Origin of the sequence: Streptacidiphilus sp. MAP12-33, from assembly GCF_041261265.1 — a bacterium.
Lineage (GTDB): Bacteria > Actinomycetota > Actinomycetes > Streptomycetales > Streptomycetaceae > Streptacidiphilus.
The window spans coordinates 97,460-121,666 of record NZ_JBGCCA010000028.1 but is presented as its reverse complement, the minus strand read 5'-3'; the positions used below and the strand labels follow the sequence as shown (position 1 = coordinate 121,666).

Sequence of the window (24,207 nt, the reverse complement as noted above, 5' to 3'; positions counted from 1 at the left end):
GGTTCCTGGGTGGAGTCGAGCGCCCTCGCTCGGCTCCGCCCAGGTCCCTCGCCCCCCGTGGGGCGAGGGCAAGTGCCTGGGGCGGCCCGTAGGGCTGCCCCAGGCGATAGCTTGCTGCGCCGTGGGTGCCCGTCCCCGCCCCGGATTGCCCGGGTCAATTCGCTCGCACCGCAACCGACTTCAGCGCGTCGAGGCCGCCTCCAGCTGGTAGTCGACGAGCGCCTCGACGGCGTACTCGATCGCCTCCGGCGGGGTCTCCAGGACGAACTGCGGGCCGCTGCGGGTTCGGCGGAGAATCCAGCTGCCGTCGCGCGCCCCGTCGGCGCTGTGGAGGATGCCCTGGTCGCGCAGCAGGGTCATCAGGCCGATGGCGAGGTGTTCGTCGGTGTTGCTCTTGGCGGTCAAGTTGGTTCCTCGGGTGGAGTGGTGGCACGTTCGGCGGGTTTCGGAGAGGTCAGCGTCGGGAGGGCGGGGGTTTGCCCTCGATGTCCTTCAGCTCCCGCAGGAGCTGGCCGAGCGCGGTGTTGTTGATCGGAACGTTCTGGGCCCGGAGGCCGGCGCGCAGGGTCTCGCGGGTCAGTCGTCCCTCGGCAGTGGCGGCCACCGTGCGCCCGATCGGCATCAGCGCCTCCAGTTCGTCCTCGCTCAGCTCGCGCTTGCGGGCCCCGCGGTCCGGTGCCCGGTCAGCGCTGGGAACCGGGGACGGAGCGGCGGGGGCGGGCTCGGGGACGGTGGCGGCCTTCGGGACGGTCCCCGGTCCCGGCCCCGGCCGGTCCCCGCTGGGGACGGTCGGCGTACCTGGGGTCTCCGCGGTCCCGGTCCGGGGACCGGCCTCCTTCACAGGGACCAGGCGCGGCCGGGTTTCGGGACCAGTCCCCGCGCTGGCGGTCCCCGGTGCCGGGACGGCGCGCAGTGCGGTCGGCCGGGCGGGGACGGTCCCGGGGTCGCGGGGACGCGCGGCTGCGGCGTCCGCCGGGGCGGGGACGGCCGGGACCGGGGACGGGGAGGCTGGCGCGGACGCCGGAGTGCGGTGGGGTGCGGTCGCGGTGGCGGCGCTGACCCGGCCGGCTCCGTCGGTCTCTCCGCCCGGACGGGACGCCGTACTGCCGTTGGGGACCGGTCCGGATCCGTGCCGGGGACCGGGTGGGGCTGCCGGGACCGCAGCGCTGGGGACTGCGGCGGGCGCGGCGTGCACCAGCGGGGCGGATTCGGTCCCGGCGGGGACGGTCCCGGTGGGGTTGCTCGGCGGCGCCTGGGTGCCGGGGACGGGGGCGGGGGGTCCGGGGACGGGGACAGCCACCGGGGTGGGGACCGTTCCGTTCTCGGGGAGCGTCCCGATGCTGGAGGCGGGAGCGGGGGCCTGGGGACCGGGGACGGTCCCGCTGGCGGCATCGGTGCCGGGGACGGGGGCGGCTTGCGGTTGCGTCCCCGGGAGGGCGGTTGGTCCCGGCGGGAGGGCGGTCGGCTCCACGGGGGCCTTGGTCAGCGGCACCGGGGAGGGTGTGGGGAAGGCAGGCAGCTCGGGGTGCTCGTCCGCAGGGGCGGAAGGCGCGTTGTCGAGGGCGGCGGCCTCGGTGCGGTTGCGGTTCCACCACCGGCTGCGGACGGCGGGCTTGGTCTGGGCATCCTGGTCGGAGGTGCCCCGCTGGTTCCACCAGCGGGTCTTGCCCGGCTCCTGCGCCGCCGAGTCGGTCTCGGGGTCTGCGTCGGCGCCGGAGCTGTGGCGGGACATGACGATGTAGAGGTGGGTGGCGCCGCCCAGTACCAGCGGGGCGATGGTGCTCAGCACGCCGACCGACCAGTCCGGCAGGTGCAGGCCCTCGCCGGCCGGGGTGAGGTCGTTGAGGCGAACGGCGTGGGTCCAGTTGGCCCAGACGCTGGTGGCCGTGGCGCTGCCGAACACGCTCCAGGTGTAGGCGCGGGCCCTCAGCGGCGCTTCCTTCAGCACGACCAGCGCCCTAGTGCCGTAGGCGATGAAGCCGTCGATGGCGACCGGGAACAGGTACGTCAGTTCGGGCCGGATGTGCATGGCGACGGCCATCTGCTGCAGGGCGTCGTAGGACAGGGCTCCGCCGACGCCGCCCATGGCGCCGATCGCCGCTTTGTCCCACCAGGACATGCCGGGTGCGGGTCGCCGGTCGTCGCTCATGCGGCCACCGCCCGGCTGCTGTCCAGGGAGGCGGCAATGCGCTGCTCGCGCCGGACCGTCAGCGGCTGGGTGGCGATGTTGGAGCGGGCCTCGCGCAGCAGCTCCAGGCCGTACTTGCGGCTGATGCCGAGGACGGGCGCCCAGGTGTTCGCGTCCAGCTCGAGGATCGCGGCGACGGTGACCACGGAGGTGCGCTCCGGCCGGGAGAGGTGGACCGGCCGGCCGGCGAGGGCGTCGCGGATGCGCTGCTCCTCCCAGCGGAACACGGCAGCGCGGCGGTGGAGGACGAGGCGTTCGGCCTCGGAGAGTCCGCCGCGGATGCCCCAGCGGTCGTTCAGGTCCAGGGCCTCTTCCAGGCACTGCTGGCTGACGGGGCATGACGCGCAGGTCGCCTTGGCGGCGGCGGTCTCGTCGGTCTCGTCGGGCAGGGGGTGGAACTGGTCCGGGTGCGCGGTGCCGGCGCAGGCGGCATCGGTAGCCCAGCTGTGGTCGCGGCGGCGGCCTGCGAGCTGGATCAGGGTGGGCTGGGTGTCGGGCACGGGTGCGGTGTTCTCCGAGGTGGGCCTGCTGCGGCAGGCGGCTGGTCGCTGGCGGCCCTGCGGCGGTGGCGGAGGTCGCTCAGCAGTTGGTGGCGGGCGCGGGGGTGGCTCTCGCCAGGGCGCGGACCTTGCGCTCGATCGCGGGGGCGGCGAGCGGGTCGGCCGGGACGCGGTCACGGGCTGCTTGCAGCTGCGCGAGGGCGCGCTGGTAGCCGGGCGAGGCGTTCTCCCGGGTTCTGACCGGTCCGGGCTGGCGGCGGTCCGGTGCGGTGGTGCCGGTGCCCGGCGCAGCCACGGCCTTGCTGCCGCGGTCGGCCAGGACGCGGATGCTGCGCACGGTCGTCTGCTGGTGGATGCGGTTGATCTCGGCGACCAGGTGGTCGGCGAAGTGGCGCAGGTGGGTGGCGTAGGCGGGCGAGTCGGCCTGGACGTCGAGGCGGCCGGAGGCGTGGTCGAAGGCGACCGCGTTGGTGTGGGAGGCCAGTTCGCCAGCGGCGCGGGGCCACAGGTCGGCGACGGCGCCGCCGGACAGCGGCCCGTTCCAGGCGTGCTGCTCGACGAGGGCGCCGAGTGCGGCAAAGAGCCCGACCGGGTCGCGGTCGCCGGAGCGGGCTGCGGCGCGAAGCGGGGTGCGGGCCTTGGTGGCACCGGTGGGGCGCTTGGCGGCGTCGGCCTGGGCGCGGCGCAGGGCCAGGCGGGCGAGGTCGATGCCGTGTGGCTCGTCGGGCGGGGTCATCTGGTGGCTCCGGTGGTGAGGTGGCTGGAGGTGGTGGTGAGGCGCGCGACGCGCTCGACGAGGTCGGCGCCGTAGATCTGCTCGGCCTTCTCGCGGCCGGCGAGGGTGATGGCGGAGGCGACGAGCGCGGGCTGGCCTGCGAGGTACTGGCGCCAGGCGAGGGTGCGGACCTCGGCCCGCTCGGCGTCGGTGGGTTCCTGCGGCAGCTCGACGAGCGGCTGCTGGCGCTTGGAGGCGGTGAAGGCTTCGCGGACCAGGCGGACGACCGCGTTGCTGCGCGGCGCGGACCACGAGCTGCGCCACTCGGCGTGGCGCTCCCGGCTGGCCGGGCGGCTGTCACGCCACCAGGCGACCAGGTTGGCGCGCTTGGCCGGGGTGTCGAACAGCTTCTCCACGCCGACCAGGCGGGCCGTCAGGAAGCCGCTGGGCCGTTGGATCCGGTCGGAGGGGGCGCGCAGGGCGAGTACGGCGATCACCTCGTGGGCCGTCCAGCCCGCGTCGGCGAGGTGCCGCACGGCCCAGGCCACGCGGGCGACCGGCGTGCCGGCCAGCCACGGGACCTGCCGCACCAGCTCCAGGCCGAGCTGGTAGCGCCGCCCAACCGCGTTCAAAACCTTGCGGGTTCTGCCTCTTCTCGTCGGGGAGCTGCTGGATTGCCCGCTTCGAGGCTCGCCCTCAGAGGGAGGAGAGGTGAGTGCCGCAGGAGAGGCAGTGCAGGAACCACCCCCCATTGGGGTGCAATCCGAACTCCCAAAAAAAGAGGGCTTCTTGGTCCTGCTGGCCTTGCGGCGCACGGTGCGAGCGGCCTTCTTCCCGAGCCGGGCCAGCTGGGTGCGGCCGTGCTCGGAGACGCCGACGACGGCGCGGATGACGGTGTCCGAGGGCGCGGTGCGCAGACCCAGAGCCTGGTCGAAGGAGATGGGTATGGTGCGGGCGAACTCACTTGCGCGGGCTCGCTCCTGGCGGACGCGTGTGCCCTTGACCCGGTAGGTCAGCAGGCCCGCCTCGCGCAGGATCGCCATGTGGTACTTCACGGTGCGCGTGGAGACCTTGAGCACCCGGGCCAGGAAGTCGACCCCAGGCCGGCAGGGGTTGAGCTGGGCAAGCTGCTGGGCCAGCAGCACGGTGGTCGTGCCGAACCGCGGGCCGTGGCTGCGGACCGGCGTGCGGGCGCCGATGTCGTGGGCCCAGTGGACGGCCTGCATCCAGGTGTAGGGGTCGGGGGCGATGCGCGAGCTGGTGGTGGAGATCCACTGCTCGGCATCGGGAACGGGCAGGCCGGGGCCGCCCGGTGCCCTGTCGGCGCAGGTGCGCGAGGGCAGGAGGGAGCTAGGCATGGAGGTGGAAGGTTTCGCCTGGTGCGCGCGGCACCGGTCGCCAGGGCAGGCGGTGCCGTCAGCGCGGAACGGGTGAGGGCGAGAGAAGGCGCATCAGGGGCGCGGCTGCGTCCGGCAATGGGACGGTCGGTCCCGGCGCGGGTGTGCCTGCGCGGCGCGATAGTCCGGGTGCGGCGGGTCAGCTGGCCAGCGGACGTGGTGAAGACGGAGGCTCAGGCCGCCAGCGGAAGGTCCTCGCCGCCAGCAGCGGCCAGGGCGGTCAGTTCGCCAGTGGCCAGGTCGAGGCGGTGGGCGCATCCGCGGTCGAGCGGGAAAGCCCTGCTGATCCATCGGGCCATCGCCTGGCGGATCGCCAGCGGCTGCGGGACGTGCCTGCCGTGCGCGTCGTACGCCTCGGCGGTGCGCGGCAGGCCGCTCTCGGCGGCACTGTTCAGGCGCACCGATGCGGCGCCAGGGGCGAGCTGGGCGAGGATCTCGGCGAAGGCCACGGAGGCAGTGGCGACCAGGCGACCGTCAAAGGCCCCGGTTGTGCGGATCGAGGAGGACATGCGAGACTCCTAGGCTGATGTCCGGCCGCGTTGTGAGATGCGGAGGCCGGGCGTCGGACGTGATCGACGTCCTCGCGTGCGGAGGAGTCCGGGAGCGCCAACTTCCGGGCCCTCCGCCGAGGGCGGCCGAAGCCGCTGCCCCGCCGGTCGGACCGGCTTGCCAGCGAAGGCAGCCCCCGGATGGGCAGGCGCGATACAGCCCCCCACCAGGGATTCTGCACTTAAGTTTCCCTTCGGCGAGATCAACGTACACCAGAGTTCGCCCGAATGGGGCACTAAAGTTCTGGACCCGGCGTGCATCTGGGCACCGTTGGGTACTAAAGTGCGCCCGTGGGACGATCTGACACGGAGGACAGGGCGATGGCGGGACAGACTGACAAGGACAAGGGCCTTGCGCAGATCGCCGCACGGCTCAACCGCCTCTTCGAGCGCCGCCACCCCGAGGACCGCGGCCCGTACAGCATCGGCGAGGTCTCCACCGGCACCGGAATCAGCGACACCCTGATCCGGGGCATGCGCCGTGGCGACAAGACCAACCCGACGATCGACACCCTCATGCGGCTGGCCGCCTTCTTCGACGTGCCCCCGACCTTCTGGGTCTCCGAGGATCCCGAGAAGGAGATCGCCGGCCGCGACCTCCAGCGCGCCATGGAGGATGCGGGAGTCCACTCCGTCGCCCTGCGGACCAAGGGCCTCGACGCCCGGGGCATGCGGTTCGTCATCGAGTCGATCGACATGGCCCGCAGCTCCCAGGGCCTCCCCCCGGCAGAGAATCCGGACGAGCCGACCAACTGAGCCCCCGCAACGACCACCGCACCCGCGCAACAAGGGGCCAAGCACGCCGCAAAATCTACGCGCGGTGATTTTACTGCCTACATTTCTGATTGCCAGTCAGAAATGCACGCCCCCCAATCGGGGGTATTCGCACCCCCCACCTTGGGGAAATGCAGCCCACTTCTTGGGGAAACCGAGAAGGAATCCGGTAAGGGTAAGAGCGTGACGCAAGTCACTCTTACCTTTGGCATGTCCACGAGTTTATTACTTTCGGTAGTGAACCATCTGGACGGGACCTGCGAGTCTCCAATGATCGCTAGATATTTGCCCTGGTCAGATGCAGGATTGACGCAACACTGCGTAGCGAACTGGACGCCTACCGTCCAGTATGCGGACGCCCGGGTGGATCGGCTCTTAAACGATCTTTATCCGCTGCGCTTAACATCCTCACGTCACTCTGACGAAGGGTCGCGATATTCGATGCGCGCCCTTACTCGGCGTATCCATGATCATTTCTTGGGAGGGGTTCGTGCATGCCAAATCGCTGCGTGCCGCTTGCGAGGATCGGCTGCGTCAATTGGATTTGCCGCACCGCTTCACCGAAGCCGAGCTGATCGAGGCAGTATCCGCCCGCGTCGGCCGCCGGATCGTCTGCGAGCCCAAGGACATGCAGAACAGCAACGGTTGCGGGCTGGTGCAGCGCAAGGACGACCATGAGGTCGTCTTCTACGAGCAGAGCGCACCGCCGCTGTTGCGCCTGCAGATCATTGCCCACGAGCTGGGCCACATCCTGTTCGACCACAAGGGGACCGTGAACCGGTCCGACTTCAAGACGGACGCTCAACTCGCCGCTGAGATCGACTGGGAGGGCACGCTCGGCATCTCGGCACGAACCTCGTACGACACGCCCGAAGAGGAGGAGGCCGAGACTCTTGGTTCCCTTCTCATCTCGCGGATGGTCAGCGAGCGCAAGACACCCTCACCCAGACCCACCGCCGCCTCCGAGCGGTGGGCCGCCATGTACACCTGAGACGAGCCACCGTGATCACCATCGTCACCTTCGGCCTGCCTGCCCTCCTCCTCGCGGCTGCGGCCTTCTGGATGCGCCCGCGCCCGGAGGACGTGCCCAGACCCTCCAACGCCGCCTCGACCGCCGTACTCCTCGTCGCCTGGGCCGTTGCGATCACCGGGTTCAACCCTGCGGTAGAACACGCCTCGGACCTCCTCACCAGGGACCTGGCCAAGCTCGTCAGCAATGTGCTGATGCTCGGCGCGAGCCTCGCCGTCGTCGGCTTCCTTTTCGCCCTCAACTACAAGCCCGGGAAGGCCCGGGCGAAGCTGCTGCCCCGCTTGTGGCTGCTCGCCCTGGCCATCGCGGTGATGAGCGTCGCGTTCTTCGCGACCCCGGCGGATCGACGCTGGAGCAGCCCCTTCACCAATGCCCACTGGGGCCAGGCACCGGCCACGCTCACCGTCTACACGATCGCCTACGTCGCCTTCATGGGCCATGCCACCTATGACGCCCTTGCCCAGACCTGGCGGCGAAGCACCGAGACGGACTGGCGCGTCCACAAGTTCGGGCTTCAGGCTGTCACCGCCGGCTGCTTCTTCGTCCTGCTCTACCTGCTCTACAAGGTCGTCAACGCAGCAGCCAGCCTCGCCCACGTCGACCTGTTCCCCGGCGGCCCGCACTGCACGTCACTAGTAACCCCCTACCGCTGCGCCTTCTCATTCACCGCCCCGCTCAGCGGCGTCCTGCTGATCACGGCCGGACTCACGGTGCCTGCGATGGCCTGGCCGCTCGTCAAGCACAGGCTCACCGCCTGGCAGCGGCAGACCGCTCAGGTCATGGCTCCCTTGTGGCAGGACATCACGGCGGTAGACCCCGACGTCGTGCTGAACACCATCCGCAGCACCGAGCCCGACCTCTTCCTCCACCGCCGCACCGTCGAGATCGCCGACGGCATCCTCACCCTGGAGAAGCACCGCTCACTCGCGGTCCAGAAGGCTGCCCGGGAGGCGGTGGCCGCCGCTGGCCTCAGCGGCGCCGAGGCGGACGCCGTGGTAGAAGCGGCGATCGTCGCGGGCGCAATCCAGGCAGCCCGCTGGGGCGCCGCCGACCAGGATGAGCCCGCGCCACTGGCCGACCGCGGATCCGTCCGCGAGGCGGACCTGGACGAGGAAGCCATCTGGCTACGGTTGGTGGCCGAGCAGTACACCGGAAGCGACATCGTCCACCGCATCGCCGCAGCACACCAGCCCCCCGCGCTGGACCCGGCATAGGAGCGAGCAGCATGGCCAGCCCCTTCTCTGACCCCGCCTTCTACCGCAACCGCTACCCCGTCTACGCCGCTCTGCGGCAGCGGTGCCCCGTCGCCCAGGTGCCCATGGGCGGCAGCTCCGGGAACGCGACCGTGGTCACTGGCTACGACCAGGCCCGAGTCGCGCTCGCCGCCTCTGAACTGTCGAAGGACACCGGCGCCTTCTTCGCCGACCGGCCCTCCGGCCGCGCGCTGCACCCGGCGCTGGCCAGCACCATGCTCAACAGCGACCCGCCCGACCACACGCGGCTGCGCCGCTTGGTCACCCGGGCCTTCACCCCAGCCCGCGTCCTGCAGCTGCGGCCGGCGGTGCGTGCCCTCGCCGAGGAGCTAGTCGGCGGCTGGTCCCCGGGCGACCGGGTGGACCTGATGGAGGGTCTGGCTGTCCCGCTGCCGGTCGCCGTGATCTGCCAGCTCCTCGGTGTCCCCGCCGCCGACCGCGACAGCGTCCGCCGCTGGTCCTCGGACCTGCTCGCCACGGGCGACCACGAGCGGATCGACGCCGCCTCCCACGCGCTCGCCGACTACATGACCAACCTCGCAGCGGCCAAGCGTAAGGAGCCCGACGAGGCCCTGCTGTCCGCTCTGGTCGCGGTCCGGGACGAGGACGGCGACCGGCTCAGCGAGCTGGAACTGGTCTCCCTCGCGGTGCTGCTCCTGGTGGCGGGGCACGAGACGACCACTGCAGCGATCGGCAACGGCGTCCTGGCCCTGCTCCAGCACCCCGATCAGCTCGCGCTGCTGCACGCCGATCCCGGCCGGATCCCCGGTGCCGTCGACGAGCTGCTGCGCTACGACGCCCCGGTTAGCATCGCGACCTGGCGGTGGGCGCCGAAGGACACCGCGATCGGCGATGCGGAGGTGCCGGCGGGCAGCCCGGTCTTTGTGAGCCCCGGCGCCGCCAACCGCGACCCGGCCCGGTTCGCCGACCCGGACCGGCTCGACCTCGGCCGGCACGACGCACGGGCGCACCTGGCCTTCGGTCACGGCATTCACCGCTGCCTCGGCGCGCCCCTTGCCCAAGCCGAGATCGAGACCGTCCTGCTCCTTCTGCTGGAGCGCTTCCCCGGCGTGCAACTGGCCGTACCTGCTGATCAGTTGCCGTGGCGGCACTCCCGGCTGGTCCGCGGGCTGGAGGCACTGCCCGTCCGGCTGTAGCCCTCGGTGGTGCTGCCCGGTTCCGCCGGGCAGCACCATCCGCTGGCGGGCCCGTCCATGTGCCACAGCGGCCACACGAGGCCGACAGCCGCCCGATCGCGGCCCCCCGGTCCACCGGGGCCACTTTGCTGGTCACAGGCTCACAGCGGGCCTCACCGCCGTGAACTCGCCATCGCCGCACGCACCTTCGCGATGCCGCGAGCGGTGACCTGGACTCCGCGATCCGCCGCGCCGTCCGCCCGACCCGCCCATCGGCAGCCCCCGCACAGCCCCGGCTCGGGCAGTGGGTCGCGGCACTGCTCGCACTCCGCCAGCCGCCGCTGTGGCGCGATGGGCCGTTCGGCGGGCTTCTTCCTCTCCAGCCGCGACCGCAGCACTGCGACCGGGGAGTGCACCACTTCGGGCAGCCCGGTCAGCAACGCCTGCCGCAGCGCGTCCTGCGAGGCCCCGCGCTCCATCCACTCCCGCACCAGCGGGGCGAGCGCCGCCGCCTCCGCCACGCCCAGCTGCAGCCTTCGCTCCGGGCGCACTGCTCTCAGCAGTGCGTTCACCGCTGCGAGCGACTCCGCGTCCAGGTCCCCCGGCTGTGCCGGAGGTGCTGCGCAGTGCGGTTTAGGGGTCTGTTCGGGAGCAGTCTCCTCCCGCCCTCCCTCGTTGTCGGCTGGGACCGTCTCGGCGAGCGGCTCCGTCTCCTCGTCGGTGGGGAGGGAGGGTACTTTGACCAGGTCCTTTGGAAGGACGCCACGGTCATCGCAGTCCGGTGCACCGGAGCCCGGCGCAGTGGCACCCGGCAGCACCCCCGTCTGCGGGCGGTCGAAGACGTGCGCCTCCGAGCGCACCCGGCCATTCGACAGGCGGACCACCACCACCCGGTAGTACCCCCACACCCGCAGCTCGTCCAGCGCCGCCGCCAGGGCCTTGCGGCCCTGCGGACTGGAGTCCGCCATCTGCCGGCACGTCTCGCGCCAGTCGTCCGGACGGGACAGGAGATCCACCAGCAACCCACGGGCGGTGTAGCTCATAGCGCGGTTCTGCGCCAGGACGTTCGGGATGATCACGAAGTTCGTCGGGTGCGGGCTGCGGTGGATACGCAGGGAGAACCTCCTCGCCGCCTCGGCCGGGCCATTCCCAGTCGAGGGACGACGGACCATAGCCAGGAAGCTGCCGCAAGTGAAGCCCACACCGAGCGACCTTGATCACATTGATCATCACGCCCGGCGGTGTGCGATCACCAGGTCGAGCGTCGCGGCGTCGGGAGCAGACCGAGGGTGACTCCGACGAAATCACCCAGCGCCGCCACAGGAACCTCGCACGCTCCGGGCGGCGTTCACGTCGTCGCGGTCCCAGCCCAGGTTCACTCCGTAGTCGTCTTCCTCGCCGTCACCTCGCCGGCGTCGGTTTGCTCCTCCTGCGCGGTGATGTCGTGGGTGCGCGTCTCGCTCTCGCGCTTGGGAACGGTCGCACGGTCAGGTTCCCACGGCGTCGGCGCGCGAGGGCCGGACCCGCAGGTGGAGCGCATGGCGGATGATGCCGGTGCTGCGGGTGACGGCCATCTCCAGCCGGGTGCGGAGGTCCGGCGGCATGGCTGAAGAGTTGAGGCCGCACTGGTCCACCATGTCCTGCAGACTGGCCAGTTCGCGGGAGGTGGCGTGGGCGGTGGCGACGGGGTGGGCAAGGATCTCGCGCGCGGCGTGCCCGTCGGCGGCCTGCACCGCCCGGTTCAGGAGCGTGCCGCTGATGCGGGGGGCGGGTCCGGAGATCTCGCCGGTCAGGTCCAACATGGCAAGCCCCAGCCGGGCGTCGAAGACCGCCAGCCCCGAGGCGGGCTCGTGGGCGTCGTAGAGGTCAGCGAGTGTGCGCCAGTCGGTGCCGCACAGGGTGGGCTTCGTCGAAGCGCTCCGACACCAGGCGCGCAGGCAGGCCGCTACCGCGTGCTCCCAGGCTTCGCGGGGCTCGGCTTCGTCGAGTGCTGCACACGCTGCGGTTGGGTCGCTGGCGGTCAGGGCGGCGATGACGGCGATCTGGCGGCCGTCCAGGAGCCGTTGGCCGATGCCGTGGTGGGCCTGCATGTGTGCCAGCGCGGCCTCCCAGCGGCCGGTGCTGGTCAGGGCGCGGGCGCCGTCGGCAAGGACCGCGGTCCACAACCAGCTGCGGACCTTGTCCTGGTCGCCGGCGTCTTCGGTGACGAGGTCGGCGGGGACAGCAGCGCCCTCGATGACGGTGGCGGTGCGGGTGGAGATGGCGTGCAGCAGGCGGGTCAGGAGGTGGTGGGCCTGGAGGCCGCGGCTGGCTCGGATGTGCAGGCGGGCGAGGTTGACCAGAGGCTCCAGCGCGCGGATCGCCTCGGCGGCCGGCAGCGGCGCGGCGGGCGGGTAGGCGGCGGCATGCTGCAGGCACCAGGTGCGGGCGGTGGTGTGGGCGCCGACGTCGGAGGCCAGGAGCGCGGCCTGGTTGCACACGGTGGCCGCCACCGCGCCGTCGGCGGTGCGGTGCGCGGTCTCCTCCAGGGCGAGCAAGGTCTCCACGCGCTGGTGTAGCGGGGTGCAGGCGGGTCGGGGCCGCGGGACAAGAGGGTAGCGGCGGGCGAGGGTCTCAGGTGGCTGCCGCATGGTGAACGCTCCCCTCGGTGGTGGGGTCCGGGCCGAGGATGGCAGCGGCGGCGGCGTGGGTCAGTGCGCTCTGGTCGGGCATGGACAGCCCGGCGCGGTTGAACGCGAACAGGATGTGGTGGGCCAGCACGGCGCGCAGCCCCCGGTGCAGTTCGCCGGTGGCGGCCAGCCGGGCGAGGTCGTTCCCGGCCAGGGTGTAGGCGCGGGCCCGGTGGGTGTGTTGGTCCAGGCGGTCTCCGGGGAGCAGGGGTTGAGCACCATCGGCGGTGAGCAGGCGGTGCATGCTCTCGCGCAGCCGTTGTGCGTGCTCGGCGTTGGGTGCGGGGCGGTGGGCGGCGACGCGGGACCACACGTCGCCCTGCTCGTACCAGTCCAGTTCGGCGCTGCGCAGCAGCAGGCTGCACAGGAGCAACGTTGTCTCGCGGCGGTGGGCGGTGCCGTGGGTAGCGGCGTCGTCGAACAGGTTGCGAGTGTCGAGGTGGAAGAGTCGGTGGGCGACGTCCATGGCTCGCGGGCCGCCGAAGGCGAAGGTCTCCGGTTCGTAGTGCACCGGGGTCCACCCGGTGAGGAGGCCGGCGGTGGTCAGGCTGTCCAAGGCGGCTTCGATGCGGGTGTGGTGGCCGGGGCCCGGCTGGTAGCGCATGCGCCAGCAGGGGTGCTTGCGCATGACGAACCAGGCGTTGATGGCGCCGTCATCCTCGGCCTGCCGCAGCAAGGGGGCGAGGATGCGCGCAGCGGTGGGCTCGGCGTCTCGCCAGGTGGGGAAGGTGATGTTGGCCTGGTGCCAGGTGGCGGGGGTCATCGGCGCTCTCCGGTTCGACTGCTAGGCCAGGGCGAGAAAGGTGTCCCAGTGGGGCGCGGGGGTGCTGTAGCCGGTGCCCAGGGTGTGCAGGGCAAGGGCCGCTCCGGCGGTTCCGTCCAGCAGTTCGGGGTTGCTGCCCGCGGGTTGCAGGGTGCGGTTCAGGCGGAGGGCGAGGACCGGCAGACGGGCGGCGATGCGGGTGTTGCCGCTGGTGGCGGCGATCCGTCCGGCGCAGTGGAGCAGACCGGCGACGCCGTGGCACAGGCCGGGCTCGGAGAGCTGGTCGAGCTGGACGGGATTGGTCAGGGCGGCGAGGACCGCGGCCTCGGCGATGCGGGCGCGTTCGGGTTCCTGTAGGGCGAGGGCGGCGAGTTGCTGGGCGCGGGCGGTGCCGGCGACGCCGTAGCACCAGGACGGCCTCGGGTTCAGGTCCGGGTGGACCGTACCCTCGTGGGCCTGCTCGGCGGTGATCTGGCCTGGCCACCACGGGACAGTGTCGGTGCCCTGGCGCCAGGCGTCCGTCCAGGCGCAGATGCGGACCAGTGCTTCGGTGTGGCCGGGAACGCGCCGGTCGGCCAGGAGGGCCTGGGCGAGCACGGCAAGGGTGGAGCTGATGCCGTGGGACATGCCGAAGTTGCCGTGTCCGTCGGGGTAGTTGGGGTGGTCGATAGCGCCGCTGGGGGCCACGTCCATCCACCAGGGCGGGAGTTCGTCGCGCTCGGCGCGGGCGACGGGCTGGGTCAGGCGGACGAGGTAGGCCAGGGTGTCGTGGGTGATGTCGTGGTCGGGGTGGCGTGCGAGGTGGTAGGCGGCCAGTCCCGTCAGTCCCTGGATGAGGTCGAATTCCTCCATCGGTGGGCGCTGTTGGCGGTCGATGCGGTGGTGGGCTGCGGCGAGACGCCGGCGGGTGACGGTGACCGTCGCCGTGTCCAGTTTCCGCAGCAGCGGTGCGTAGCGCGGTTCCGCATCGACGGCGTGGTGCAGGAGGTAGGCCAGGGTGGGGGCGCCGAAGTAGAGGTTGGCGTTGGCGGCGGCGCTGACCTGGCCGTTGACGGCGGCGCTGATCCACGTGCGGGCGGTGGCCCAGTCGCCGTGGCCGGTGCGGGCGCGTACCAGGTGCAGCAGCGCGATGCCGCTGGCTCCGCCGGCCAGGGACTGTGGCCAGGCTCGGCCGCCGGGCGGCGGCCCGTCGGGCCATACGGCCGCCGGGTCCGCGAGGGCGGCGGCGAGGCGGTCGGCCGCGTCCAGCGCGTTGTCGGCGAGGGGGGCGGTGGTGGTCATGAGGATCTCCGTGCTCGGGCGCTCCAGCTCAGTGCGGCGGCCCTGGCCAGGTGCAGGTGGATGCGTTCGGCCCCCAGGTCGGGGCCGTGGACGCGGGCGTGGTGCAGGTGCAGCAGGTCCGCCAGCGTGTCTTCGGGGCCAAGCTCCGCGCCGGTGAGCGCCTGGCGGTAGGCGGCCAGGGCTTCGGCGCGTGCGGCCCATGCCGTGAGGACGTCCATGCCGGGATCGGGGGACGGGTCACCAGCCAGTGCGAGGGCCTGTTGGTGGACGGCGCGCGGCGGGGGTGTGTCGGTGGTGCGGGTGCGGGTGGTCAGCCAGCGCAGTGCGGCGGTGCGCTCGCCGAGCAGGCCGGTGGCCAGGTTGAGCATGCTGGCCGCTGTCAGCGCCCGCGGGTCGGGGCCGCCGCGCGTGCTGGTTGCGGCGAGTTGGGCTCGCGCGGCGGCGGAGTCGGCGGCGAAGACGTGTTCGACTGCGGCCAGCGCGGCCGGGCCGCCGAACCTGCCGGTCTCGGGCTGGTGCGTGTGCACGGTGGTGTGGGTGATCAGCCCGGCCTGCTGAAGGGCGCGGGTCCACGTGCCGACGGCTGTGAACGCCGCGCCCAGGGCGCCGTCGGCGACGCATATGCGCAGGCGGAGGTGGTCTGCGGGTTCGCGGTAGCGAAGGAACCAGCAGGCGGTGGGGGCCACTGCGGCGAGCAGGGCCGGCAGGTGCCGCAGCACGATGGCGTCCTGCTCGCCCCGGTGGCCATGCAGGTGCAGGTCGAGTAGGTCGCCGCACCCGGGCAGTCGGGCCTCGCTCCGCTTGGCGACGTGGCCCGAGACCGCGACCGGGGCGTGGTCCTGGTGGGCGGCCAGAGCGATCACGGCTTCGTGGGCGCGGCCCTGGATCCACCCGAGGTCTTCGGCGTCCGGGGCGCGGTGGAGCGTGGCGGTGCCGAAGCGCAGCAGGTGGCGGCGCAGCAGCGTGCGATGGCTGGGCTGGGCCAGGTCGAGGGCCAGGGCCTGGTCGGCGTCGGCGAGGTAGACCCGGGTCGGCAGTCTCATTCGGTTGGCCCAGAAGCCCAGTTGGTGGTCCCACAGGGCCTGGTCGCCGGCGGAGGGCAGGTCGTCCGCGTCCAGGCGCCAGCGGGCCGGGGATATGACGGTGCGGCGGTAGCGCAGGGCGGGCAGGAACGGCAGGTGGGTGGCCGCCGTGCCCCACGCGAAGCCGGTGCACGGCGCTGCGAGCGCCGCTGGCGCCTCGGCGAGGAACCGGGTCAGCGGATGGCTGTGGTGGACCAGGTCCACGGCGTTGAGGAGCAGGGTGTGCACGGGGCGCTGGTGCGTGCGGGAGTACAGGTGCAGTTGCTGCGCGTCGGCCGTGACCAGCAGGTCCCCCAGCGGTAGCACCGCGGTGCCCGGGGCGGGGTGGTCGCCGACCGGGATCTGGAGGTCGGTGACCTGGGGGGCACGGGCGACGTTCTCGGCGTGCCCGGTCAGCGGGGGTGCGCTGATCTGCGCCAGCAGGGCGTCGCGGTGCACGCCCGGGAGTTTGGCGTAGGCCGCGGCTATTCGCTCGCGGTCGGCCGGGTCGAAGGTATGCAGGAAGCGTCCCACCGTGGTGCCGGCGGAGCGGGCGACGCCGACCACGTTAAGGGTGAACCGGCCTTGTTGCAGCGCCTCCGGGCTGGGGGCGTGGATGCGCACGGTCAGCTCGGTGCTCGGCTGCACCGGTTGGTCCTGGCCGGTGGTGGCCAGGGCTGCCAGGTCCGCGTCGGTGAGTTCGACCTCGTCAACACCCTGGCGCAGCGCACGCTGCGCGAGCGTGACCAGGCGGCGGTCGCGCTGCGCGAGCGGCTCGGACGCGACCTCGTCGGGCGTGCCGCGGTACCCGGCGGGATAGCCGAGCACGTCGACCGCCTCGGTGGCCGGGACCAGCGCTCCGGGGCCGTAGCGCTCCAGGAACCGGGTGTGCCACCCCGGCCAGCCCCGAAGTGCCGGCTGCGGCGCCAGGCGGGTCAGCACCGCCGCGGCGGCGGCGGCTTCTTCGGCGACCTCCGCTGGCAGGTCGACGTCCCAGTCCAGGCGCAGGCACACCGAGGCCCGTTCGGCGCCCTGGGTGAGTACCTCGTGCCCGGGGACCGGCTGCGCTGCCGGGCGCGGCACTGCGGCGAGCGGGTCGGTCGTGGCCATCGGGGCACGGGCGCTCGTCAGCAGGACACTGTGCCGAACCAGGTTGGCCAGGAGCGCCTCGACCGCCGCTGCGGGCACTTCCCGGTGGCGTTCCGTCAACTGCGCGGCGAGGTCACTCCAGCGCACGGGTGTCCGGGCGCCGGTCATGGCTTCGCGTACGGGGCCGGTGATGCGGATGCGGACCTGGTCGGGTCCGTGGCCGGGAGTGGGGCTGCGGCGGTGGTCGAGCACGGCGTGGCCGTCGCGCTCGACCACCAGGCTTGAGGTGACCAACGTCAACTGCTGCCGCGCGTCCTCGTCTGCCTCGACGGCCTCGGCCGCGGCGGCGAGGGTGGAGAAGTCCAGCACGGTGGTGGCCCGGTGTGCGGTGCCGAGGCGCAGCCCAGCGGTGGTGCGGATGCGGACGGGGGTGACGCCGGCGAACAGGCCGAAGGGGGTGGCGCGCGAGTGCGCGCGCAGCAGGTACTTGAGGGTCGCGGCGGCGGCGCGGGCGACCCGCGTCGGATCCTGCTGGCGGCCGTCGAGGATGGCGTGGACGGTGGCGCTGAGGTCCGTGCTGGCCATGGTGACGGCGGCGGCGAACGTCGGCGTCCATGCCTGCGCCAGCCAGTCGCGCAGCGCCTGCACGTCCGGGACGGGGGTGTCCACTTCGGGCCAGAGCGGGTCGCGGGCGGGGAGCAAGGCGGTGCCGCGCAGGACTGCGGCGTCGATGGGCCGGTACACGGGGGCCTCCTTCGCGGCGGAGCACCGGGGCAGGGGATGGTGCCCGGCCGTGCCCCGGGAAGGGGCGCGGCCGGGCCGTGCGGCGGTACCGGATCGGGCTACGGGCAGCTGACGCAGGCGGTGGCGCAGGTGCTGTTGCAGCCGTCGCCCGTCAGGCGGATGAGCTGGTCGGCGGCGGGGCCGCCCTCGACGATGGTGATGTCCAGGTCGAACGCGGCCAGCTCCTCCTCGCTCGTGTGCGTGGCGTCGGTCAGCAGTATCTCGGCGGACATGGGTGCCTCCTTGGGGTGTCCGGTGGTGCACGGCCCAGGTTCCGGTCGGGACCTGGGAGTCCTAGTGCCAGTGCGCGATGACCGCGCCGTCGTTGCGGCTCACCGCGTGCGGGGGCAGCGGCTCCGGCACGGCGCCCGGCAGGTACGTGAAGTGCGCCGCGCCGCGCTGGCGGTGGTTGTCCGCCCAGGTCCGCAGCGCGTCGGCGTACTGCTCGGCCAGCGTGTCGGCGTCAGGGCCATGGGCGACCACGCCGCTCTCGAACCCTCCGAGTTCGGGGTTCTCCCGGCGGGTGCGGTAGGCGATGCTGTCGGTGCTGACCAGCGCGGCGACGCCCAGGCGGGCGGAGGGCTCGACCACGCCGGCGTCGATGACGGACTGGTCGGCGTGCAGGCGGGCCACGCGCGGCAGGTTTAGCGACAGGTACAGGTCCAGCTCGTCGGGCAGGTCGTAGGCGGCCCCTGACCACAGCACCGTGCGGGGGCTGTCCAGGGCCTTGTCCAAGGCCGGGGGGTCCAGCGTGACCCTGGGGTCGTCGCTCTGCACCGCGATGCCGTCGCGGATCATCGCCTTGCGGACCTGCGCGACGCCGGCACCCTGCATGGGCACGAACACGGCCAGCGCGTAGCTGCGGCTGGTCAGTTGCTGACCGTCGCGGTCGAACGCGATCGAGCGGGTGGTGCCGCGCATCGACAGGGGGACCACAATGCGCCCGTTCGGCTTGAGCCGGTCGAACCACGCCTCGGGGATGCTCCACGCCTCGACGGTGACGATGATCCGGTCGTACAGTCCTTCGTCCGGCAGGCCGGTCTGCGCGTCGGCGACGACGGTCGTCACCGTGGTGTATCCGGCCTCGTCGAGGCAGGCGCGGGCCTGGGCGATGACGACGGGGTCGATGTCGACGGTGGTCACCTGGCCCTGCTCGCCCACCAGGTGCTGCAGGTAGGCGGCGTTCACGCCGCCGGACCCGATCTCCAACACGCTCATGCCCGGCTCGACGGCCAACTGCTCCAGCATCACGCCCTGAAGGTGCGCGGCGGACATCACGCTCAGCTCCAAGCCGTTCTCGTCGGCCGTGACCCGCACGGTGCGGTGCAGGTCGTAGACGACGGCCAGGTCGGCACCGGGAGCGAACAGGTGCCGCGGCACCGAGGTGAACGCGTCTTCCACCGCCGGGGTGGTGATGGAGTTCTGCTCACGCATCGCGCGCACCATCGTGGCGCGCAGCTCCGTGGGGTCGGCTGCGGCCGGGGTCTGGTTGGTCATCGGGCTTCCTATCTCCTACTGCGGGGTCGGTGCGGTGCCAGGCGAGTTCAAGTCCAGCACCGCGGGGGTGGCCGGGGCGTAATCAGCGGCTGCCGGGAGTGTCTCGGCGCCGTTCACCGTCTTCGTCGCGCGCCGGCCGGGGCGGCCGTCTGCATCACGGGCAGGGTGTCCCCCGCGAACGTGCCGTCCAGGTCGAGCAAGAAGGCGCGGGCACCCTGGCTCCGATCGTTCAACGGGTATCAACTCCTCATCTATGTAACGAGACCGGACTCGAAGGTGGTGGGGTCGTCCTCCGGGTGTGCCCAGGACAACCGGGCGCCGAGGCGTTCCGCCTGGTCCAGGCTCAGCTTCAGGCTGACGTGGTCGGGTTCGTGAATTCCGCAGCCTTCGTCCATGGCCATGGCCACGGGGCCGACAGCACCGGTCAGGAGCAGGCGCAGCCGCCGTGCCAGCTTGCGGCGACCACTGCGGCGGTAGAGAGGGAGGTCGTCAACGGCCTCTTGGCCGCCCAGGCACGCCGCGAGGGAGACGGCTCCAGCCGTCTTGTCCTCCCAGTCGAAGTCGTTCATGGAGAACACGACGTGCTCGGCCCCCTGCTCGCGGACCGTGACCTCGATGCCGGCGGCGGCCAAGGCAGCGCCAAGGGACTGGGCGGCCTCCCGAGCTGCGGCGTGCGTGCCGAGCAGGGCAGCGGCGAGGGCACGGACCGCCTGCGGAGTCCGCGGGGAGAGAGCTGCGGCTCCGCTTGTTCCTCGGTCCGCCTCATCGACGTTCACGTCGGCGTCCACCTGCTCGCGTGCCAGCCAGTCGGCCAGGGCCGCCGGGTCGAAAGAGACACCCTCGGGAAGGTTGTCGGCGGCGAGGAGGACCAGCTCCGGTAGCTCCCGGCCTTCCGGGAGACGACTGGACCCGCGGACTCGTGCGATCTCGGCTGCCGCCATGAGCACTGTGTTGAGTTCCTCGCGGGGCAGGGTGGGCTTCGAGTCCTCCGAGTGCATGGGGGCCTTCCTTCCGGTCGGTTGTGCTGCCCGCCGGAGACTGGCTTCGCGGGACAGGTCAGTCACGGTGACACCGAGTAGGCAGCACACCAGTTGGCTCGCGAGCGTCCAGGGCAGGCGCGGGTCTCCGAACGGAACGGGGTCTCCGCCAGGCAGAGCAAGGGGCTCGCCCTGGTGACCGTGGAGATAAACGGTGCCGAGGACGCCGTACAGCAGCGGCCGACGCACCCGCATGGCAACGGGTCGTCCATCGAGGTGAGGGCACTCAACCGCCGCCCGCAGGGCATGTGGCAGGCATAGTGGCGGCTGTGCGGTGAGCACACCTTCCGCTGTCTGCCCGGAGCCCGTCCCGTCGGGCCCATGCAGGAAGAGCCAGCCGCTCTCGTTCCGGTCAGCCGGGCCGGTGCAGACCTGGCACAGCATCCGCTCCATGCAGAGGCGTTGACGCACCGGATTGACGTCGCGCCAGCGAGGGGCGTCGCTGAGCGCCTGTTCACAGCGGCCCCAGAGTGCACCTCGGCCGTCACGGTCGGCGGGGACCTCATCGCGGTAACGGAGACCGCCGGGGCCCAAGACGATGTCGGACAGCGGACCGGCGACCTCACCGTGCCTGCTGGTGATGAAGGGGACGGTCAGTCTTGGACTCATGCGACACGGCCGGACCGGGAAGGCTCGACGCAGGTTCCGTCGGGCAGGATCTGACTGCAGTCCTCAAGCGCGATGGTGCCGTTGCACAACAACGACCAGCCTTGCTCGGGGTGGCCATAAACGATCACAGCTGCCCCTCGGTCCGGGCGCTGCGCGTCGGGGCACAACGGCTGGTGATTGCATACGCGGTTCACTCTGGACGGTCCCTTCGCAGACGGGAGCGGTAGGGCCGCTCGGATCGAACACTTGGACTCAGCCGACCCCGCTAGGGCTGGGGGAGCCCGGGACATAAGGTCGGGGTCGGCCGAGGTTCAGCTCCCCGCGGCCGGGGGCAGAGTTCACCGACCGCGGGGAAGTTCAGGCGACGAGCCATCGCCGTGCGGTGCGCTCCAACGGTGCGGGCAGTGCTCTCCGGAGCGCTCGCCCCTGACTCGTGCGAGCGAGTCGCGTGGCGGCGTCGGAGAGGCGCGACGTGGCGTGCAGCTCTACAGCGGCCCAGAGCACGCAGCCGGGACCGCGTGGCTTCGGTACCACCCCCCACCGGCAGTCGCTGCTATCAAGGGCGACCAGTGGCTCTTTGGGCAGTTCAGCCCCGGCGCGCTCCACCATCTCGACGGTGACGGTGTTGCTCTTGCTGAGGGAGATGGTGACTTCGAGGTGCACGGAGCGGGTGCACAACACGATCGCGCTGCGCATCGCAGTAGCCACCACGGCCATCTGCGTCATTTGCTGCGTGGTCAGCTCGGTTCCCCAAGCTCGCAGTTGCTGCTCCGCGACTTCGGCGATCTGATCGCCCGTGCGACTGAGCGGGAGGAACCAGGTCTTGGTCCGCATCTCCATCACCATTCCCCTTCGGCGTAGTTGGCTGCATCAGGTGCTACTGATCTCGGGCGCGCTCGCAAGGCGACCAGGAGGTCTGATCACAGCTCCCTCACCGCCCCGAGGACCCGGGCCACCATCCGCACGTCCGCGCCGTCCTTGGGGTCTTCGGCGCTCAGAGGGATGTCGGCCCAAACCGCCTTGCCGGCGCTGGGGAGCGGGAAGGCGCCCCAGTCCCTGGCCAGGCCGCTGACCACGAGCAACCCACGACTGCTTTCGGCACCAGGTTTGGGCGTTCGGCGGATCGGCATGTCCCGGCTGGTGTCGAAGACCAGGACTCGGACCGCACCAGGGAGAAGGTCGAGCACGATGTCGAACACATCGAGGTGACCCGTGGTCCTGGTGGTGTGCTGGAGGACGTTCGTCACCAGCTCCGTGGCCACCAGGCGCACGTCGGGTCGCGCGCTGCGGGGTGCTGTCCAGAGGTGGAAAGCCTGGTCAGTCAGCGCTCTTACGAGGCGGGGAGCCGTCTCGGTGACCACCAGCCGCAGGTGCTGACGGTCGAGGATGGGCAGCGCAGGCGGCTGCCTGGCCACAATAGGCATGTCCTCGACAAGTAGTGCTGTGGGAGTCCCCACTACGTCCTCCTCTCCGGGGTGGCCGATCCCGCTGCCGGTAGGACCGGCGGCTCTGTCTCATTAAGCGCCTGGCGAGTCCGAAAGTGGCGGGTGCCCAAGCGGACGGATTAGGCAGTCCGCTTCAGCGCCTCGGCGGCGCACGGTCAGGTCCACACCACCAGCGGAAACTCTCAACAGGTCGACGTTGGAAGCGGACAGGAGTCGGCGTGAAGCGGACAGCGCCCGGACCGGCCCACTGGCGCGTCACCGCTCGCCGGATGCCGCCGGGCAGCATCCGCAGCACCACTTCGGAGCCGCATGCAAATCCCATGGGTCGACTCCCTCGGGTGTGTGGGCAACGGCCTTTTAGCTGCAGCCCTGCACGTTCTGGCTTGAATCGATCACACACCGGTATCTGCCGGGGAACAATGACCTGGGGCGATCCAGGACCGATCCCATGGCTGGAGGAGGGCGCCCGTGTCTGATCAACTGCGGAACGATATGCGCGACCACCGCCGGGCCTCGGGGCTACCCTGGTCAGCCTTCACTCGCGAAGCTGGCTTCACCGAGCCGTACCTGCGCAACGTGGAGAACGGCAACAGGGCAGTCACACCCGAAGTGGCAGCCGCCTACGACCGCGTGCTCCGAACAGGCGGCACCTTCACTGCCGAGTTAGCGGCGATGCCCGCCACCGGCGCGAAGGACACGGCGTGGAACAGGGACGGAGGCATCGCCGTATTGACCGACTTGGTGAACGGGAGCACTGTGGACCGCCGGAGCTTCCTGACGTCCGGGATCGCGCTATCGGTGTCAGCGACCAACTGGTCGACGGCCCTTGCCGCAGGCAAGACGCTCCCATACCCGTCGGACGTGCCCGCGCAACTCGCGCGGATCGAGGGCCGCCTCGACGATCTCCGCCGCCTGGACGACGAACTCGGCAGCGGAGAGGTCCATCGACTCGCGCGCGGAGAGCTGCTCTACACGGTCACGCTGATCAAGACGGGCCGCTACTCCGGCACCTCCCTTGACCGGCTGTTCAGCATGGCCGCAGAGGCAGCCCGCCAGGTGGCCTGGAGCGCCTTCGACCAGGGCCGACCCGGCACAGCCCAGCGGTACTTCGACGGCTCCCTGCGCGCCTCCGCCATCGCCGGTGATCCGCTCAGCGGCGCCTACGCGCTCTCCTTCGCGGCCATCCAGTGCTACTCCACCCCGCACCAGGCACAGCGCGCCGTCTCGCTGCTGGAGACCGCCCGGGAGAAGGTCAAGCACACGGCCACCCCGAGGATGGAGGCCATGCTCGCTGCCCGCACCGCCAGGGCCCTATCGAAGGCCGGCGAGCGCAAGGAATGCGCCCGTCAACTCGCCATCGCCCGAGCAGCCCTGGACCGGGGAGTCCACGACGACGATCCGAAGACCCTGTACTGGGTCGACTACGGCGAGATCGAGATGATCGCCGGCTCCTCCGCCCTGCAGCTCGGTGACCCGGACGAGGCACTGCGCTGCTTCGAGGCAGCCATGGGCGCCGCCTACCCGGGGGACGACGAGTATCCGCGCAGCCATGCGATCTACCTGGCGCGCGCGGCCGAGGCCCACCTCGCTCGGCATGACCTGGACGCCGCCGTCGCCAGTGCCCATCACGCAGCCCGATGCCTCGGGGTCGTGGACTCCGCCCGCTCTTCCTCCGAACTTGCCGGCCTTCGCACCCTGCTCGCCGCCCACACCGGACACCGAGGAGTGCGGGAGTTCCTAGAGATCGGGTAGCCCAAGGACGGCGCGGAGCTGGGCAGCGGCGACCCGCTCGTCCAGCGCGTGCAGGGTGCTGAAGCCCAGGCGCTGCGCTGCCACGAGGTTCTCCTCGCTGTCGTCGACGAACAGACACTCCCCGGCGTCGAGACCGAGCCTGTCGAGAACCAACTGGAAGATCGCCGGATCCGGCTTGCGCACTCCGTGCTCCGTCGAAAGCACCACCGCGTCGAAGTTGGCGCTGAGGTCGAATCCCGCGTACGGGTCGTATGGCTTCCGGCCGAGGCTGTTCGACACCACGGCCGTCCTCACACCTGCGGCGCGGGCCTCCTTCACGACCTTCAGGACCAGGTGGGCGGGGAAGGCGTCGTGCAGGTACCTGGCGAGGAGGTTCTCCGAGGGCACCCCCATCAGGGCCGCGAATCCGGTATCCCAGTCCGTCTGGCTGATCTCTCCCAACTCCAGGCGACGGAAAAGCTCCTGTCCCAGCGGATCCGCCCAGGCCCGCAGGAAAGTGCCCCGTCGGATCTTCTCCCGGTCCTCGAACCCCGAGATCACCTCGACCATGTTGAACGTCAGGACCCCAAAGAAGTCGAAGACCACACCGCGGAACCTTGATGCCGTCGCCATCCTCCAAGCGTATCCAGGTGCAGCAACTGCCAACCGTAGTCGGCCCCGAAGTAGAGGCTAGGCAAACC

Annotated in this window: 23 protein-coding genes; 5 read left to right on the top strand and 18 right to left on the bottom strand. The window is 71.5% G+C overall.

Annotation, left to right across the window (positions count from 1 at the left end):
* Positions 1-180: 180 nt before the first annotated feature.
* The 6 genes from ABH931_RS26105 to ABH931_RS26080 all read right to left on the bottom strand — a co-directional run bounded on the left by ABH931_RS26105 (position 181) and on the right by ABH931_RS26080 (position 5,309).
* The gene (locus ABH931_RS26105; RefSeq protein ID WP_370117895.1) at positions 181-405 is read right to left on the bottom strand and encodes a hypothetical protein; all 225 of its coding nucleotides are present in this window, start codon (positions 403-405) and stop codon (positions 181-183) included.
* Between the two features lie 49 nt (positions 406-454).
* Positions 455-2,149, bottom strand: coding sequence for a DUF2637 domain-containing protein (locus ABH931_RS26100; RefSeq protein WP_370117893.1), 1,695 nt, complete (start codon positions 2,147-2,149; stop codon positions 455-457).
* Entirely contained in the window at positions 2,146-2,688 is a 543-nt protein-coding gene (locus ABH931_RS26095) for a WhiB family transcriptional regulator (RefSeq protein WP_370117890.1), read from the bottom strand. Before ABH931_RS26095 ends, ABH931_RS26100 begins: the two co-directional genes overlap by 4 nt.
* 79 nt (positions 2,689-2,767) lie before the next feature.
* Positions 2,768-3,424 (bottom strand): DciA family protein, encoded by a 657-nt coding sequence (locus ABH931_RS26090; protein ID WP_370117887.1) that lies wholly within the window; start codon positions 3,422-3,424, stop codon positions 2,768-2,770.
* Positions 3,421-4,761 (bottom strand): winged helix-turn-helix domain-containing protein, encoded by a 1,341-nt coding sequence (locus tag ABH931_RS26085; RefSeq protein WP_370117884.1) that lies wholly within the window; start codon positions 4,759-4,761, stop codon positions 3,421-3,423. Before ABH931_RS26085 ends, ABH931_RS26090 begins: the two co-directional genes overlap by 4 nt.
* A gap of 212 nt (positions 4,762-4,973) precedes the next feature.
* Positions 4,974-5,309, bottom strand: coding sequence for a hypothetical protein (locus ABH931_RS26080; RefSeq protein ID WP_370117881.1), 336 nt, complete (start codon positions 5,307-5,309; stop codon positions 4,974-4,976).
* Positions 5,310-5,669: 360 nt separating this feature from the next.
* On the opposite strand from ABH931_RS26080, the gene ABH931_RS26075 reads away from it, so the two are divergent.
* The 4 genes from ABH931_RS26075 (at position 5,670) to ABH931_RS26060 (ending at position 9,562) form a co-directional block, all read left to right on the top strand.
* On the top strand, positions 5,670-6,104 hold the full coding sequence (locus ABH931_RS26075) for a helix-turn-helix domain-containing protein (RefSeq protein ID WP_370117878.1): 435 nt from the start codon (positions 5,670-5,672) through the stop codon (positions 6,102-6,104).
* A gap of 508 nt (positions 6,105-6,612) precedes the next feature.
* Positions 6,613-7,113, top strand: coding sequence for an ImmA/IrrE family metallo-endopeptidase (locus tag ABH931_RS26070; RefSeq protein ID WP_370117875.1), 501 nt, complete (start codon positions 6,613-6,615; stop codon positions 7,111-7,113).
* 11 nt (positions 7,114-7,124) lie between these two features.
* On the top strand, positions 7,125-8,366 hold the full coding sequence (locus ABH931_RS26065) for an MAB_1171c family putative transporter (protein ID WP_370117872.1): 1,242 nt from the start codon (positions 7,125-7,127) through the stop codon (positions 8,364-8,366).
* 11 nt (positions 8,367-8,377) lie between these two features.
* Positions 8,378-9,562, top strand: a complete 1,185-nt coding sequence (locus ABH931_RS26060) for a cytochrome P450 (RefSeq protein WP_370117869.1) — start codon at positions 8,378-8,380, stop codon at positions 9,560-9,562.
* 152 nt (positions 9,563-9,714) lie between these two features.
* On the opposite strand, the gene ABH931_RS26055 is transcribed toward ABH931_RS26060, so the two are convergent.
* From ABH931_RS26055 to ABH931_RS26005, 11 genes are all read right to left on the bottom strand, one after another.
* Complete coding sequence (locus ABH931_RS26055; protein ID WP_370117866.1) at positions 9,715-10,584, bottom strand: hypothetical protein; 870 nt, start codon at positions 10,582-10,584, stop codon at positions 9,715-9,717.
* Positions 10,585-11,028: 444 nt separating this feature from the next.
* Positions 11,029-12,087 carry a hypothetical protein gene (locus ABH931_RS26050; protein ID WP_370117864.1) on the bottom strand — a complete coding sequence of 353 codons (1,059 nt, stop codon included), beginning with the start codon at positions 12,085-12,087 and terminating at the stop codon, positions 11,029-11,031.
* Positions 12,088-12,154: 67 nt separating this feature from the next.
* Positions 12,155-12,973, bottom strand: coding sequence for a thiopeptide-type bacteriocin biosynthesis protein (locus tag ABH931_RS26045; RefSeq protein ID WP_370117861.1), 819 nt, complete (start codon positions 12,971-12,973; stop codon positions 12,155-12,157).
* A gap of 21 nt (positions 12,974-12,994) precedes the next feature.
* Positions 12,995-14,254, bottom strand: a complete 1,260-nt coding sequence (locus ABH931_RS26040; protein WP_370117858.1) for a lanthionine synthetase C family protein — start codon at positions 14,252-14,254, stop codon at positions 12,995-12,997.
* Positions 14,251-17,148, bottom strand: coding sequence for a lantibiotic dehydratase (locus tag ABH931_RS26035; protein ID WP_370117855.1), 2,898 nt, complete (start codon positions 17,146-17,148; stop codon positions 14,251-14,253). Before ABH931_RS26035 ends, ABH931_RS26040 begins: the two co-directional genes overlap by 4 nt.
* A 98-nt stretch (positions 17,149-17,246) precedes the next feature.
* Positions 17,247-17,420, bottom strand: a complete 174-nt coding sequence (locus ABH931_RS26030; RefSeq protein WP_370117853.1) for an FxLD family lanthipeptide — start codon at positions 17,418-17,420, stop codon at positions 17,247-17,249.
* A gap of 61 nt (positions 17,421-17,481) precedes the next feature.
* Positions 17,482-18,684 (bottom strand): methyltransferase, FxLD system, encoded by a 1,203-nt coding sequence (gene fxlM / locus ABH931_RS26025; RefSeq protein WP_370117851.1) that lies wholly within the window; start codon positions 18,682-18,684, stop codon positions 17,482-17,484.
* 251 nt (positions 18,685-18,935) lie between these two features.
* Entirely contained in the window at positions 18,936-20,330 is a 1,395-nt protein-coding gene (locus ABH931_RS26020) for a hypothetical protein (protein WP_370117848.1), read from the bottom strand.
* Positions 20,327-20,620, bottom strand: coding sequence for a DUF5999 family protein (locus tag ABH931_RS26015; RefSeq protein WP_370117845.1), 294 nt, complete (start codon positions 20,618-20,620; stop codon positions 20,327-20,329). Before ABH931_RS26015 ends, ABH931_RS26020 begins: the two co-directional genes overlap by 4 nt.
* Before the next feature lie 67 nt (positions 20,621-20,687).
* A complete protein-coding gene (locus tag ABH931_RS26010) occupies positions 20,688-21,164 on the bottom strand; it encodes a hypothetical protein (RefSeq protein WP_370117842.1) in 477 nt (158 codons plus the stop codon).
* A gap of 86 nt (positions 21,165-21,250) precedes the next feature.
* Complete coding sequence (locus ABH931_RS26005; protein ID WP_370117839.1) at positions 21,251-21,745, bottom strand: ATP-binding protein; 495 nt, start codon at positions 21,743-21,745, stop codon at positions 21,251-21,253.
* Positions 21,746-22,243: 498 nt separating this feature from the next.
* Between ABH931_RS26005 and ABH931_RS26000 the strand changes: the two genes are divergently transcribed.
* Positions 22,244-23,527, top strand: a complete 1,284-nt coding sequence (locus tag ABH931_RS26000; protein WP_370117836.1) for a helix-turn-helix domain-containing protein — start codon at positions 22,244-22,246, stop codon at positions 23,525-23,527.
* Here ABH931_RS26000 and ABH931_RS25995 read toward each other — a convergent pair.
* Positions 23,513-24,112, bottom strand: coding sequence for an HAD family hydrolase (locus ABH931_RS25995; protein ID WP_370117833.1), 600 nt, complete (start codon positions 24,110-24,112; stop codon positions 23,513-23,515). The two genes, ABH931_RS26000 and ABH931_RS25995, sit on opposite strands and share 15 nt — an antisense overlap.
* Positions 24,113-24,207 lie beyond the last annotated feature (95 nt).